The organism is Plantactinospora sp. CA-294935 (genome assembly GCF_050936445.1).
Classification (GTDB): domain Bacteria; phylum Actinomycetota; class Actinomycetes; order Mycobacteriales; family Micromonosporaceae; genus Plantactinospora.
On the sequence record NZ_JBNJMU010000001.1, the window covers coordinates 485984 to 499141 of the forward strand.

A 13158-nucleotide genomic window follows, 5' to 3' on the forward strand; every position below is an offset into this window, starting at 1 on the left:
TCCGGGCCGCAGCGCCGGACCGACCGGACCCGGCAGGCTCGACCGCATGATCACCGTCGAACACCTGACGAAACGGTACGGCCGGCACACCGCGGTCGACGACATCTCGTTCCGCTGCGAACCGGGCACCGTGACCGGGTTCCTCGGCCCGAACGGGGCCGGCAAGTCCACCACCATGCGGATGATCTGCGGTTTCACCCCGCCGACCGCCGGCACCGCCACGGTCGAGTCGGTCGACTACCGCCGGCTGCCGAACCCGGGCCGGCGGGTCGGGCTGCTGCTCGACGCCGGTGCGCAGCACCCGGGCCGGTCCGGGCGGGAGACGTTGATGCTCTCGGCCCGCACCATCGGGGTCTCCCGGCGCCGGGTCGACGAGTGCCTCGACCAGGTCGGGTTGAACGCGGTCGCGGCCCGGCGACGGGTCCGGGCGTACTCGTTGGGGATGCGCCAGCGGCTCGGCCTGGCACAGGCGCTGCTCGGCGACCCCCGGGTGCTGATCCTGGACGAGCCGGCGAACGGCCTCGACCCGGAGGGGATCTTCTGGATGCGCGGCCTGCTGCGCGACTTCGCCGACCGGGGCGGCACGGTGCTGCTCTCCTCGCACCTGCTCCGCGAGGTCGAGGCGGTGGCCGACCGGCTGGTGGTGATCGGTGCCGGCCGGGTGGTCGCGCAGGGCAGCAAGGACGAGTTGCTGGCCGGCGCGGGCGCGCTGGTCCGGGCCCGGGACCCGGAGGCGCTGCGCGGCGCCCTGGACCGGGCCGGGCTGCCGGTGCGGTCCGGCACCGACGGCGGCCTGCTGGTCGGGGCCGACCCCGGCGCCGTCGGGCAGGCCGCCGCCGACTCCGGCGTGGCGCTGTTGGAACTCCGACCGGCGGAGAGCGCCGGCCTGGAGCAGATCTTCCTGACCCTGACCGCTGGCGAATCCGTCCGGGAGGCCGTGAGATGACCATCGACGCCACCTCGCACACCGAGACGTCGCCGCGCGCCGCCGACTCCGGGACGCACCGGCCGGACGCCTCCGGCCGGCCGACGCTGCTCCGGCTGACCCTGGTCGAACTGCGCAAACTCGCCGACACCCGGGCCGGCTACTGGCTGCTGATCACCATCGGCCTGGTCGCGGCGATCATCGTGGCCGTGCTGCTCTTCACCGCCCCCGACCCCGAGCAGCGGTTCGAGAACTTCTTCGCGCTGTCCCAGATCCCGGTCGGCATCCTGCTGCCGATCCTCGGCATCCTGCTGGTCACCAGCGAGTTCTCCCAGCGCACCGTGCTGACCACCTTCGCGCTGGTGCCGCAGCGGCACCGGGTGGTCGTCGCCAAACTCGGCGCCGGGGTGGTCGCGGCGCTGATCTCGGTGGCGGCCAGCCTGGCTACGGCGGCGGTCGGCACCGTGATCGCCGGGTTGGCCGGCGACGGCGGGTCCTGGTCCACCGACGGGTCGGCGTTCGTCGGCGCCGCGGTCTTCCAGGTGGTCAACGTGCTCCTCGGCATCGCGTTCGGCCTGCTGCTCCAGAGCACCCCGCTGGCGATCGTGCTCTCCCTGGTGCTGCCGATCGCCTGGTCCACCCTCGGCGGGATGATCGAGCGGCTGCACGGTGCCGCCGAGTGGCTGGACACCGGGCTCACCACGGCCGCGCTGGTCGAGCCGCCGAACCCCGGGCACCTCGACGGCGGCCAGTGGGCCCGGCTCGGTGTCTCGGTCGCGGTCTGGGTGCTGGTGCCGCTGCTCGGCGGGCTGATCCGGACGGTACGCCGGGAGGTGTCCTGAGGTGCCCGCCGACGCGACCCCGCCGGACCGCACCCGGCCGCCGGACCGCGAACCCGCCCCGGACCGTACCGGGTCGTCCGGCGAACCCGCCCCGCACCGTACCCCGGCGGCGCCCGGCGAGCCGACGGTGGTGGCCGAGCCGGCCGGCCGGGTGGCCCTGGTCTGGATCCTCTGCCCGCCGCTCGGCGCCGCCCTGCTCTGGCTGGTGCAGGCCTCGGCGGGCTGGGTGGCGTCGCTGCGCTGGATCCCGATGCGCGGTCCGTTCATGCTGATCGACGCGGTCGACGAGCCGTGGGCCACCGGTGGTGCCCTGGTCCTCGGCACGCTCGGCGGGCTGCTCGTGGCCGGGATCGCCGCCGCCGAGCGGTTGACCGTCACCGTCGCCGGCGACAGGGTGACCCTGGTGCGGGGCACCACCACCCGGCGGATCGGCCGGGACGAGATCACCGGGGCGTTCCGGGACGGCAAGCGACTCGTCCTGCTCGGGCCCGCCGCCGAGGAGCTGGCCCGGGAGCCGTCGGACCTTCCGGCCGACCGGCTCCGGGCCGCCTTCCAGGCGTACGGTTACCGCTGGTACGCCGACGGCGACCCGTACCGGGCGGACTTCCGGCGCTGGACCGACGGCGGCCCGGAGCTGCCTCCCGGGGCGAACTCGCTGCTCAAGGCCCGGCAGCGGGCGCTGGACAAGGGCGACAAGGCGGACGTGGCCGAGTTGCGGACCGAACTGGTCCCGCTCGGCGTGGTGGTCCGGGACGAGGGCAAGCGGCAGTACTGGCGCCGGACCCGACCGCCCGGACAACCCGGGGACGGATCGGTCGGTCGGCCGGTGGAGCCCGGCTGACCCGGTGGCCGACCGTGCCGACCCGGGGCCGGGGTGTGCCGTGACCGACAGCCGATGGTCGTTGCCGCCCTTTCCGAGCCGGCAGTATGGTTCCGCAAATGAGCCTCCAGCGCAGCGTCGACCCTGACCAGGTCGGCTTCGACCCGGCGAGGCTGGCCCGCGTCGACGACCACTTCGCCCGGTACGTCGACGCGGGGCAGTTGGCCGGTTGGCAGATCGTGGTGACCCGGCGGGGCGAGATCGCCCACTCCTCGACGTACGGGATGCGGGACCGGGAGGCGGGGCTGCCGGTCGAGTCCGACACCCTCTGGCGGATCTACTCGATGACCAAGCCGGTCACGTCGGTCGCCGCGATGATGCTCTGGGAGGAGGGCCGGCTCCAGCTCACCGACGAGATCAGCCGCTGGCTGCCGGAGTTCGCCGACGTCCGGGTCTACGACCGGGGGTCGGCGCTCAAGCCGTACACGGTGCCGGCGGTCGAGCCGATCCGGGTCTGGCACCTGCTCACCCACACCGCCGGGCTGACCTACGGCTTCCTGCAGACCTCGGTGGTCGACGGGCTGTACCGGGCCGCCGGGTTCGACCTCTATCCCCCGTCGGACTTCGACCTGGCCACCGCCACCGAGGGCCTGGCCCGGCTGCCGCTGCTCTTCCAGCCCGGCACCGCCTGGGGCTACTCGGTCGCCACCGACGTGCTCGGCCGGCTGGTCGAGGTGGTCTCCGGCCAGTCGCTGGACGTCTTCTTCACCGAACGCATCCTCCGTCCGCTCGGCATGACCGACACCGGCTGGTGGGCCGAGGGCGCCGACGCGGACCGGCTGGCCGCCTGCTACGCCGCGCACCCGACGACCGGCCAGGCGGTCCGGTACGACCAGGTCGGCGCGCTCGCGCACAAGAAGCCGGCCCTGCTCTCCGGCGGTGGCGGCCTGCTCTCCACGGCGGCCGACTACCACCGGTTCACCCAGTTCCTGCTGCGCGGCGGAGAGCTGGACGGGGTACGCCTGCTCGGTCCGCGTACGGTCCGGTTCATGACCCGCAACCACCTGTCGGAGGGGCAGGACCTGGGGCGGCTCTCGACCGGCGGGTTCGCCGAGACCACCTTCGACGGCATCGGTTTCGGGCTCGGCTTCGCGGTGGTACTCGATCCGGTGCCGAGCCGCACCCCGAGCAACGCGGGCGAGTTCTACTGGGGCGGCATGGCGAGTACCGCGTTCTGGGTCGACCCGGTCGACGAGGTGACCGCGCTGCTCTTCACCCAGCTCGTCCCCTCCAGCACCCATCCGCTCCGTGCGGAGCTGCGCCAGCTCGTCTACGCGGCCCTGGTCGACTGACCCGGCCATTCGGTCGGGTTCCTGCGCCTCGCGTCGGTACCCGGTCCGGGCCAGGTACCGGTCGAGCAGCCCGGGCAGGCACCGGCCGCCGAATGGCTGCTCGGGCCGGTGTCGCCCGGGCCGGTGGGGGTTGGCGGGGCAGGGGTAGCGTGTTGATCGCATCCGGGGGAGGTTCGCCATGGCGATGAGGGCGAAGCGGGTGAGTCTGCTCGACATCGGGCTCGACTCGTCGTTCGACGCGGCGATGACGTTCGTCCAGTCCACCTTGCAGAACATCAACGCCGAGCACCAGCAGCCGATCGTCGACATCGACTTCGTCCGCTCCAGGGACCCGGACACGGTGCTGACCGCCTTCACCGCCTCCTGCGACGTACTGCACGTGATGGCGCACGGCGACCACAGCAGTACCCCCACCTTCGCCAGCAGCGACGGCCGGACGAAGATCTCGCTGGAGGCGCTGGGCGAGGAGGCGGCCGCCCGGGGCCGGGGCATCTCGGCGCACGCGATCCTCGCGGACGGCTGCCGGACCGGCACCGGCGCCTGGCAGAAGGCGGTCCGGGACTGCCTCCAGGACGAGGTCACCTACATCGGCACCTCGGCACAGATCGGCTGGCACGAGAGCGGCGTCTTCTGCTCCGCCTTCTACGGCGCGCTGTTCCGCAACCGGGGCCGGGGCATGACCCCCGCCGAACAGGCCCAGGACGCGGCCGAGCGGGCGATCGAGGCGTACACGCTGCTCACCGACCGGCACTGCCCGTTCCGGGTGCTCACGCTCAGCCCGAGCCGCTGGGCCCGGATGGCGCTGGCCTGATCCCGCGCGCGGTCAGGCCGCAGATCGGGGGGTCGTCGCCCGGGAGAACCGGCTCGACCCGCCGGCCCGGCGGGTCGGTGCGGGCAGCCGGGAGGTGCTCGGCGGGCCGACCGCCTGCTGCCAGTGGTCCAGCATCGGCAGCAGGTCCCAGCCCACCTCGCGCCGCCGGGATGCGGCGGCGGCGCAGCGGGCCCGCCAGCTCCACTCGCCGAGCTGCACGGACGGCCCGGTCAGCTCCGCGCGCAGGTCGAGCAGGACGTCGACGGAGTGCCGGAACGCGGTTCGGCTCCGCTCGCCGTCCGGCCGGTCCAGCAGCCAGCCCAGGCCCCGGCCGGCACAGGTCGTGCAGTCGCAGTGCCACATCCCGTTGTCCGGGTACCGGCGCATGGTGGCCTCGATCTCGGGCAGCGGCGCGTACGACAGGCACTGCCGGACCACCGCCGACGGTCGGGGTACCCCGACCGGTGGCCGGGATCCGGCGGGCCGGCGCGGATCGAGCCGGCGCAGCGCGGGTTCGGTGCCGATCGCCACCGCGGTCGCCCCGGAGCAGAGCACTCCGAGCACCGGCAGGTCGGCCCGGAGCACCAGCACCGGTACGCCGCAGCCGAGCAACTGGAGCAGCCCCCGCACCGTACTGGCCGGGGTGAACGGGTTCGCCGACTCCTCCACCACCACCGCCACCGGTACGCCGACCGCCGCCACGTAGCGGACCAGGGTCTGTCGGGCGATCCGGTCGGCGAGCCAGCCCGGGTGCATCGGCAGCAGCGCGATGGCGTCACCGAGCCGGGCGGCCCGTTCGAGGATCCCGGCCAGGCCGGCGGTGTCGTCCCGGTCCAGGTAACCCGAGTCGGTCAGCACCGGCAGCCCGAGGTCCCGCTGGCAGTCGATCCACCGCGGGTCGAACGGCGCGGCTGCGGGCAGCCGGCCGTCTCCGGCGTACCGGGCCGCGTCGAGCAGCACCGGCCGACGGTAGTGGTCGACCTCCCGCAGGTGCCGGGCCCGGCCCAGGCAGCCGCGCAGGTTGCCCCGGTCGGCGGTGACGACCAGGCCGCCGCCACTCCGGTCGGCCACCTCGGCCGCCTGGGTGACCTGGCTGGTCCGGCAGTGCAGCAGCAGGCTGCGGTCGAGATCCCCGATCCGCCGCCGCATTCCGCCCGATCGCCCGTCAAGGTCCCGCGCCACCAACCCTCACCCCGCTGATCGTCGTCAAGACATTGATCACCATGAGTGCTTAGATGGTAACTTGACGCAACCGCGAGAGGTAACCGGGGTGCAATTCCTTTGGCAGATCGCGGAAAGTGCCTTGGCCACCGCGACCGGTTCCGGTAACGGAACCCCGCGCCGCCCGGGTGGACGCGCAACTCCGCGCCGACGGGTGACTATCACCCTCGGCGTGGCCCGCCTCTCGGATCTTTGCGGAAGACTATCGAGCCGCGAGACAGCTACGCGCGACCAGCCCGGACGGCGGTCGGCTCAGAGCACCATCTCTCGCCAACCCGGGCGCCCACCTAGCCAGGCATCCGCGAGAATGCGCGCGGACGCCTCACCGGGGCACTGTTGCACCTTCGAGCGCCCTTGGGCGCCCCCGACCTGGGCCTCGACTTCCCATAGCTGCCCATCCGTACGAATGTAGACGTCGCGCCGTGAGCGCGGACCCCGATCGCCGTTCCACCAGTGCCGCTCGACTCTCACCCGGTCACGGTATAGCACGGAGAGACCTGCTGGATATCCTCAATAACCAAACCTTGACCTCCCGGTTATCGTCCGGGCCCCCGCCACCGGCCGGCGAAGCCGGACCGATTAGGTGGCGGAGGGGTCGGCACCGGGGCGGGCTGGGCCGGCCGTCAACTACGGGGGAAGGTGACGGCCGTGCTGCGGGCACCCGCCCCGGGGCCTGTCCGGGGTCGGCCACCGACGACGTGGCGCCGGTGACCGAACCTCCACCGGTCCGCCGCCACGTCGGCGGAGGGCGGCCCGCCGGCGTCGGGTCGCGCGGCGGACCGACCAGCGAAGCATGTCGTCGCCCCGGGTCCCGATGTCGGACAATCCGTCCGGTTAGCCCGAAACCGCCGACGACGGCTCGGCACCGCGCGCGGGCGTCGACCCCCGAGGAGGGGCCCCGTCATCCGCCGGCCGCCCGGAGGATCTCGGTACGCCCCACCGGAGCCGGCCAGACCTGCAACAGGTAGTCCTCCACCCGGCCGGCGACGGGCCGGCCGACGCAGGGGTGCCGCCCCCGGGCGTGCACCCGGATCCGGTAGCTGCCCGCGCCACGGAAACTGACCCGGGGAAAGTCGGTACCGCCGCCGCGCGCCGACCGGACGTGCGACTGGCCGACCTCCGTCCGGTACGAGATCTCGACCGCGTCGTCCCAACCGGCCGTCTCCGCCGCCGGCCGTTCGGCGTGCAGTTCGACGGTGAGGTTGACCCAGCCGCCGCCACAGCCGGTACGCACCAGCATGGCCCCCTCGGTCACCCCGACCAGGCCGTTGTCCCGGGCGTTGGCCTGCCAGTGCCAGCGTGGCGGCGGATCGGGATCGGTCAGGCAGAAGAAGGACCGGGCGACGCGTACGACCCCGGCGCAGACCCACATCGCGTCGGTCACCCGGTACTCGAGCAGCGACCCCGCCCCGAGGGGTATCAAGGTCGCTCACCCGTTCCACGTAGGGCGGTGATGGGCAACACCGCGCTTCTCCCCGCGTAGCGCATCAGACAGTTGTGTTCGTAAATGTCTTCCCTTGCACTCTGACACAGCACCTCGATGCCGTCCACTCGCATCCCGTGATGACCTGGGAAGCGCACGTGCATTTGCGGTTTGCAGACGCCACGTGCAATCACACTCCGTTTTGGTCACTGTGCGCAGTGATGCGATGCGCAGAACGACCCCCCATGCCGCGCAACATCGGTCGTATCGCCCTGTTCCATCGCGGACGGGTCAACAGTAAGTTAGCTGCACAGACAAATACCTGTCTCGCGAGATGCAACTTGCACCACGGCATGCCACTCTCCCCAGAGGAGCAACTCGCGCGTCAGACCGGCCGCCGCCCACATTCGCCGTTCAGCGGTGATGGCACTACGGGCAGTGACGTTCACACCAAGAATGGAGGCGCTGTCAGTGGCGAAGCACCAGCCGATCCGGCCGCTGAGTTCCCGCGCGGGCAAGGAACCCATCCGTCATGCTGCTCCGGCCTGCCCCCAGGTTGACCACGCATTCGCCCCGCGCCACGCGCGCCAGGTCGAGGAGCGGTGATGACCGTGACGCAGTTCCAGGACGCCAGAGGAGGGGACCTGTTCGACAGCCCGCTGCCCCGGCGTTCTCCAGGGGCCCGACTGGACAGCGGCGGCGAGGACGCCCTGCCCGAGAGTGCCTTCGACCAACCGGGTCCCGGCGCCGCCGGCCAGCCCCGCTCCGGCCCGTCGGCCGTACACGCCGAGTTGGGTGTGCTCCGGGACCGGGTGCCCGGAGTACGCGGTGCCGTGCTCGCCGGCATCGACGGGCGGCTCCTCCTGCACGACCTCACCGCCGGCCCCGAGCCGCTCGACCTCGCCGCGCTCGCGGCGACCACCTTCGGGCTCGGTCGGCAGTGCGGCCTGACGCTCCAACAGGGTCCGCTGCGCGAGCTGACGGTCCACAGCCACCAGGGCTACTTCACGGTGTACGGGGTGAGCGACCAGGTACTGCTCGCCGTGCTCGGCGACGACCGGTTGAACGTGTCGTGGCTGCACCTGGAGGCGGGACCGGTCGCCGAACGGATCGCTGACCTGCTGCACGTCGGCGGCACCACGTAGCAGCATGGGCTGGGGCCGGCGCCGGGCTTACCCGGCGCCGGCCACCCGCCAACCCCCGCACCGCCCCCGCACCGCCCCCGCCAACTCCCGCACCACCCGCGGGCCGGAACCCCCAGCAGACCCGCGACGCGGTCAGCCGATCATCAGGTAGCGGGTCACCACCCCGGCCGCGGCGGTGACCGCCTGGCGCAGCGTCGCGGCCGCGTCCACGATGCCGGCGTCCAACGCGGTGACGTACGCCCCGGCCACCACGTCGAAGGTGACCCCCGGACCACGGCGGCACAGGTCGGCCGGTCCGGCCTCCGGGTCCCGCCCCGCGTTGCGCATCAACTCCTCGTACGGCGCGACCAGCGCGTCGACCACCACCGCGTAGCCGAGCGCCTCGTCACCGCCGGGCGGCAGCCGGGGCCCGATCCGACCGGCGACGGTGAGCAGGGCCGCCCCGCCGCCGGGTACCAGTCCCCACTCGACGGCCGCCTTGGCGTTGCGTACCGCGTCGTCGATCTGCCGCTTGCGCTTCTTGAGCTGCCCCTCGGTCGACTCGCCGACCCGGATCACCGCCACCCCGCCACCCAGCCGGGCCAGCCGCTCCCGCAGCAGTTCCCGGTCGCGCCCGGCCGCCTGCCGCGCCAACTCGGCCCGCAGCCCCTGCACCCGGCGCCGGGCCAGGTCCGGATCGCCGGCACCGTCCACCAGCGTGGTGTCCCGGCGGGTGGTGATCACCTTCCGGGCACCACCGAGCACCTGCGCGGTGGCGGCGGCGAGCCCGCCCTCGGCGTCGCCGACCACCTGCGCCCCGGTGAGCAGCGCCAGGTCCGCCATCACGGTGCAGCGCTCCTCGTCCGGCCAGGGCAGCCGGACCGCGACCGAGTTGAGGGTGTGCCGCATCTTGCCGACGATCAGCGCGGTCAGGGCGGCGTCCCGGACGTCCCGGGCGAAGACCGCCAGCGGCCGGCCGGACCGGCCGACCTCGTCCAGCAGCGGCTGCAACTCCGGTACGGCGGAGAGCCGCTGGTCGACGATGAGGATCGACGGGTCGTCGAGTACCGCCTCGGCCTCCTCGGGGTCGGTCACGAAGTACGGCGAGACGTGCCCGGCCGGCACCCTCGTCCCCCTGGTGAGTTCGAGTTCGAGCCCGAAGAGGTTGCTCTCCTCGACGATCACCACGCCGTCCTTGCCGACCCGCTCCATCGCGGTGGCCAGCAGGTCGCCGATCACCTCGTCGCCGGAGGCGATCGTGGAGACCATCTTGAGCTGTTCCTTCGTCTCCACCGGCACCGCCAGGTCGCCGAGTTCGGAAAGGACGGCCAGGGCGGCCGACTCGATCCCCCGGCACAGCGCCACCGGGTTGGCGCCGGCCCGCAGCGCCGCCGAGGCACCGTCCAGCATGGCCTGGGCCAGTACCACGGTGGTGGTGGCGCCGTCGCCGACCCGGTGCCGTACCCCCTCCACCAGTTCCCGGACATAGCTGGCGCCGATCGCGTCCCGGGTGTCGTACGCGGTGAACAGCCGTACCACGCTCGCCGCGTCGGCCAGCTCGTGGTACGCCCCGGATGCGTCCTCGACCAGTACCCGCCGGCCGAGCGGCCCGAAGGTACGCCGTACCAGGTCGGCGCCGGCCCGGAAGCCGCGGGCGACGATCGCCTGGTGCCGGTTGAAGTTGCTGGGCCGGGGCACCGCCGAGGCGGTCGCCTCGACCACTCCGCCCGGCCGGCCCTCGCCGGCCGCGGGCAGGTTGGCCGTCGGCGGCACGGTGGCCAGATAGATGTGCGGCTCGGCGTTGTACGCGCTCCACTTCGGCTTCTGGTCCGGCCGGCGGCGGACCACCCCGTCGTGGACGTACCGGAACAGCTCGTCGACGCCGACCCGGCCGTCGCCGTCCAGGTCGGCACCGCCGGTGGCCAGCCCCTCCAGCAGCACGTCGGTGAAGATCGAGCCACGGGGCGCCGACTCGACCAGGCCGTCGGACTCGAAGGCGTACTCGTAGCTGTCGCAGGCGCTGATCACCACGTACCCCCGGCCGACCTGGCCCTCCAGCGCACCCTGCGGCGCGCCCTTGAAGCCCTCGGCGAACGCACCGGCGAAACAGCAGTCCAGCACCAGGACCTTGGCGGCGGCCCGGCACGCCTCCAGTTGCTCGTTGACGAAGGAGCGGGAGATGGCGGTGCTGGCCGGTCGGGTCCGCACGGTGTTGGCGGCGGCGAAGTAGAGCCGGTGGAACGGGTCGACGATGCCGTGGCAGGAGAAGTAGAGCAGCACCAGGTCGTCGTTGACCCGGTCGGTGAGCAGATCCTCGATCTCCCGGCGTACCTCCTGGTCGGAGGCGTCCTGCAGGGTGCGCACGGTGAAGTTGCCCACCGACGGGTCCTCCAGCACCGCCGCCAGCCGTTCCACGTCCTGCTCGGGAGCCCGGAGTTGGTCCAGCGACGGGTCGTCGTACTCGCCGACCGCGACCAGCAGCGCGTAACGGCCGGCCGGCGGGTTAATCCGCACCGGAGCCGGGGCCGCTCTGTGTCGGCGGCACGCCGAGCCACTCGACCACCATCTGCTCGGTGTCCTCGCCGGGCGCGCTGATCGTCAGGGTGCGCCGGCCGTCCCGCAGGGTGATCCGCCGGGCGGCGCCGCGTTCGAGGAAGGCGACCGCGACCTGGGCCAGCGCCGCGACGGTGCTGGCCGAGAAGAGGCCGGTGACCACGAGTTCGGCCAGTGACCCGGCACCGCCGCCCTTGCGGGCGAACGTGCCGGTGCCGCCGAACCCGCCGAGGTCGGGCAGGTCGCCGCGACCGGGCAATCCGCCGAGTTCGGGTGGCGCCTCGGGGCCGGGCGGTGTGTCGGGGTCGGGCGGGAACGTCGGATCGTCGACACCGGGCCGGACGACGTGCAGGATCGTCCGGGTGTGCAGCTCCCGAGCCAGCGCGGAGGCGGATTCGGCGTCGCCGCGCGCGCTACCGGGGACCGGCCCGGAAACCACCAGGGTGAGCACACCAGCATTCATAGAGTAATGGTGTCGTAACCATGAGTAATGTCCTGTCGGGTTACCGACACTGTCCCGTCAGCCTGCTGACACCGGTGCGCCGGATCGTCCGGCCAACGAGGTGGCGGGGGCGGCGGGCGCGTCCGGCCCGCCGGGTTGGCCCGGGCGGCGGCGCAGCAGGATCGAGAAGGCCGCGGCGGCGGCGCAGAGCGCCCCGGCGGCGTACCAGGCCAGGGTGTAGCTGCCGAGCTGGTCCCGGATCAGCCCGGCGCCGGTGGCCGCCACCGCCGCCCCGACCTGGTGAGCGGCGAAGACCCAGCCGAACACCACGGCACCGCTGGCCCCGAAGTACTCCCGGCACAGCGCCACCGTCGGCGGCACGGTGGCCACCCAGTCCAGCCCGTAGAAGATCACGAATACCAGCATGCTCGGCTCGGTCGAGCCGCTGAACAGGCTCGGCAGCACCAGCAGCGACAGCCCGCGCAGCGCGTAGTAGCCGGCGAGCAGCACCCGGCTGTCGAACCGGTCGGTCAGCCAGCCCGACGCGATGGTGCCGGCGATGTCGAAGAGCCCGACCAGGGCGAGCAGGCCGGCGGCGGCGGTCTCGGTCATCCCGTGGTCGTGCGCGGCCGGGATGAAGTGCGTACCGACCAGGCCGTTCGTCGAGGCGCCGCAGATCGCGAAGCCGCCGGCCAGCAGCCAGAACGCCGGGGTCCGGGCCGCGGTGCGCAGCGCGCCGAGCGCCCGGGTGGCCGCCCCGCCGGTCCGGGCCGGCGCCGGCACGACCTCGGTCGCGCCGTAGGGCGGCAGGCCGAGATCCGCCGGGTGGTCCCGGAGCAGCCACCCCACCAGGGGTACGACGGCCAGCGCCGAGCCGGCCACCACCAGCGCGGCGGTCCGCCAGCCGTACGCCTCGACCAGGTTCGCCAGCAGTGGCAGGAAGACGAGCTGCCCGGCGGCGCCACCGGCGGTGAGTACCCCGGTGACCAGTCCCCGGCGCTTGACGAACCACCGCCCGGTCACCGTGGCCACGAAGGCGAGCGCCATCGACCCGGTACCCAGCCCGACCAGTACGCCCCAGCAGAGGATCAGCTCCGCGCTGGTCCGCATGAACACGGTCAGCCCGCTGCCGGCGGCGACCAGCGTCAGCGCGGCCGCCACCACCCGCCGGATGCCGAACCGGTCCATCAGGGCGGCGGCGAAGGGTGCGGTCAGCCCGAACAGCAGCAGGTTGACCGAGACCGCGGCCGAGATGGTGGCCAGCGGCCAGCCGAACTCCTCGTGCAGCGGGTGCAGCAGGACGGACGGGGTGGCCCGGAACCCGGCGGCACCGACCAGCGCGACGAAGGCGACGGCGGCGACCAGCCAGGCGGGGTGCAGGCGACGGGATCTCACCCGACGAGTCTGCGGGCCGGCGGGACCCCGGACGAGTGGCCGGACAGCCATGATGCGCAAGAATTGGGCCAACGGCACTGGAGAGCGGAGCAGCGGGTGACCACCATCACGCCGGCGGGCAGGTCGCCGGAGAACAGGTCAGCGGGCAGATCGCCGGAGAACAGTCCGGCGGGCAGGCCACCGGAGGACTCGCCGGACGGACGCCCGGGGACGGGCGAGCCGGGGACGGGTCGATCCGGCCGGCGGCCGG

11 protein-coding genes are annotated in these 13158 nt (G+C 73.3%); 6 read left to right on the forward strand and 5 right to left on the reverse strand.

Annotated features, from left to right (window positions below):
- Nucleotides 1-46 precede the first annotated feature (46 nt).
- The 5 genes from ACQEVC_RS02230 to ACQEVC_RS02250 all read left to right on the forward strand — a co-directional run bounded on the left by ACQEVC_RS02230 (nucleotide 47) and on the right by ACQEVC_RS02250 (nucleotide 4750).
- Nucleotides 47-946 carry an ABC transporter ATP-binding protein gene (locus ACQEVC_RS02230; protein ID WP_432872861.1) on the forward strand — a complete coding sequence of 300 codons (900 nt, stop codon included), beginning with the start codon at nucleotides 47-49 and terminating at the stop codon, nucleotides 944-946.
- Nucleotides 943-1767: an ABC transporter permease gene (locus ACQEVC_RS02235; RefSeq protein WP_432872863.1), complete on the forward strand. Its 825-nt coding sequence runs from the start codon at nucleotides 943-945 to the stop codon at nucleotides 1765-1767. The genes ACQEVC_RS02230 and ACQEVC_RS02235 overlap by 4 nt, the downstream gene beginning before the upstream one ends.
- A gap of 1 nt (nucleotide 1768) precedes the next feature.
- A complete protein-coding gene (locus ACQEVC_RS02240) occupies nucleotides 1769-2608 on the forward strand; it encodes a YqeB family protein (RefSeq protein WP_432872864.1) in 840 nt (279 codons plus the stop codon).
- Nucleotides 2609-2706: 98 nt separating this feature from the next.
- A complete protein-coding gene (locus tag ACQEVC_RS02245; protein WP_432872866.1) occupies nucleotides 2707-3939 on the forward strand; it encodes a serine hydrolase domain-containing protein in 1233 nt (410 codons plus the stop codon).
- A gap of 178 nt (nucleotides 3940-4117) precedes the next feature.
- On the forward strand, nucleotides 4118-4750 hold the full coding sequence (locus tag ACQEVC_RS02250; RefSeq protein WP_234359474.1) for a hypothetical protein: 633 nt from the start codon (nucleotides 4118-4120) through the stop codon (nucleotides 4748-4750).
- Between the two features lie 12 nt (nucleotides 4751-4762).
- Here ACQEVC_RS02250 and ACQEVC_RS02255 read toward each other — a convergent pair whose 3' ends face one another.
- Together ACQEVC_RS02255 and ACQEVC_RS02260 are read right to left on the reverse strand one after the other, a co-directional pair.
- Nucleotides 4763-5932: a hypothetical protein gene (locus tag ACQEVC_RS02255; RefSeq protein WP_432872868.1), complete on the reverse strand. Its 1170-nt coding sequence runs from the start codon at nucleotides 5930-5932 to the stop codon at nucleotides 4763-4765.
- A 940-nt stretch (nucleotides 5933-6872) separates the two neighbouring features.
- The gene (locus ACQEVC_RS02260; RefSeq protein WP_432872870.1) at nucleotides 6873-7355 is read right to left on the reverse strand and encodes a hypothetical protein; all 483 of its coding nucleotides are present in this window, start codon (nucleotides 7353-7355) and stop codon (nucleotides 6873-6875) included.
- 644 nt (nucleotides 7356-7999) lie between these two features.
- On the opposite strand from ACQEVC_RS02260, the gene ACQEVC_RS02265 reads away from it, so the two are divergent.
- Nucleotides 8000-8539: a roadblock/LC7 domain-containing protein gene (locus ACQEVC_RS02265; protein WP_432872872.1), complete on the forward strand. Its 540-nt coding sequence runs from the start codon at nucleotides 8000-8002 to the stop codon at nucleotides 8537-8539.
- 132 nt (nucleotides 8540-8671) lie between these two features.
- Here the strand turns inward: ACQEVC_RS02265 and groEL are convergent, their stop codons facing one another.
- Genes groEL through ACQEVC_RS02280 form a run of 3 tightly spaced genes read right to left on the reverse strand, consistent with a single transcriptional unit; the run spans nucleotide 8672 to nucleotide 12959 of the window.
- Entirely contained in the window at nucleotides 8672-11032 is a 2361-nt protein-coding gene (gene groEL / locus ACQEVC_RS02270) for a chaperonin GroEL (protein WP_432872874.1), read from the reverse strand.
- Nucleotides 11022-11534, reverse strand: a complete 513-nt coding sequence (locus tag ACQEVC_RS02275; protein ID WP_432872876.1) for a hypothetical protein — start codon at nucleotides 11532-11534, stop codon at nucleotides 11022-11024. The genes groEL and ACQEVC_RS02275 overlap by 11 nt, the downstream gene beginning before the upstream one ends.
- 57 nt (nucleotides 11535-11591) lie before the next feature.
- On the reverse strand, nucleotides 11592-12959 hold the full coding sequence (locus ACQEVC_RS02280; protein WP_432872878.1) for an MFS transporter: 1368 nt from the start codon (nucleotides 12957-12959) through the stop codon (nucleotides 11592-11594).
- Nucleotides 12960-13158: the final 199 nt, after the last annotated feature.

Excerpts from the sequence above, each read along its gene's own strand:
- ACQEVC_RS02230 (WP_432872861.1), top strand. The coding sequence starts at position 47 with ATGATCACCGTCGAACACCTGACGAAACGGTACGGCCGGCACACCGCG.
- ACQEVC_RS02235 (WP_432872863.1), top strand. The coding sequence starts at position 943 with ATGACCATCGACGCCACCTCGCACACCGAGACGTCGCCGCGCGCCGCC.
- ACQEVC_RS02245 (WP_432872866.1), top strand. The coding sequence starts at position 2,707 with ATGAGCCTCCAGCGCAGCGTCGACCCTGACCAGGTCGGCTTCGACCCG.
- ACQEVC_RS02250 (WP_234359474.1), top strand. The coding sequence starts at position 4,118 with ATGGCGATGAGGGCGAAGCGGGTGAGTCTGCTCGACATCGGGCTCGAC.
- ACQEVC_RS02265 (WP_432872872.1), top strand. The coding sequence starts at position 8,000 with ATGACCGTGACGCAGTTCCAGGACGCCAGAGGAGGGGACCTGTTCGAC.
- ACQEVC_RS02275 (WP_432872876.1), bottom strand. The coding sequence starts at position 11,534 with ATGAATGCTGGTGTGCTCACCCTGGTGGTTTCCGGGCCGGTCCCCGGT.
- ACQEVC_RS02280 (WP_432872878.1), bottom strand. The coding sequence starts at position 12,959 with ATGGCTGTCCGGCCACTCGTCCGGGGTCCCGCCGGCCCGCAGACTCGT.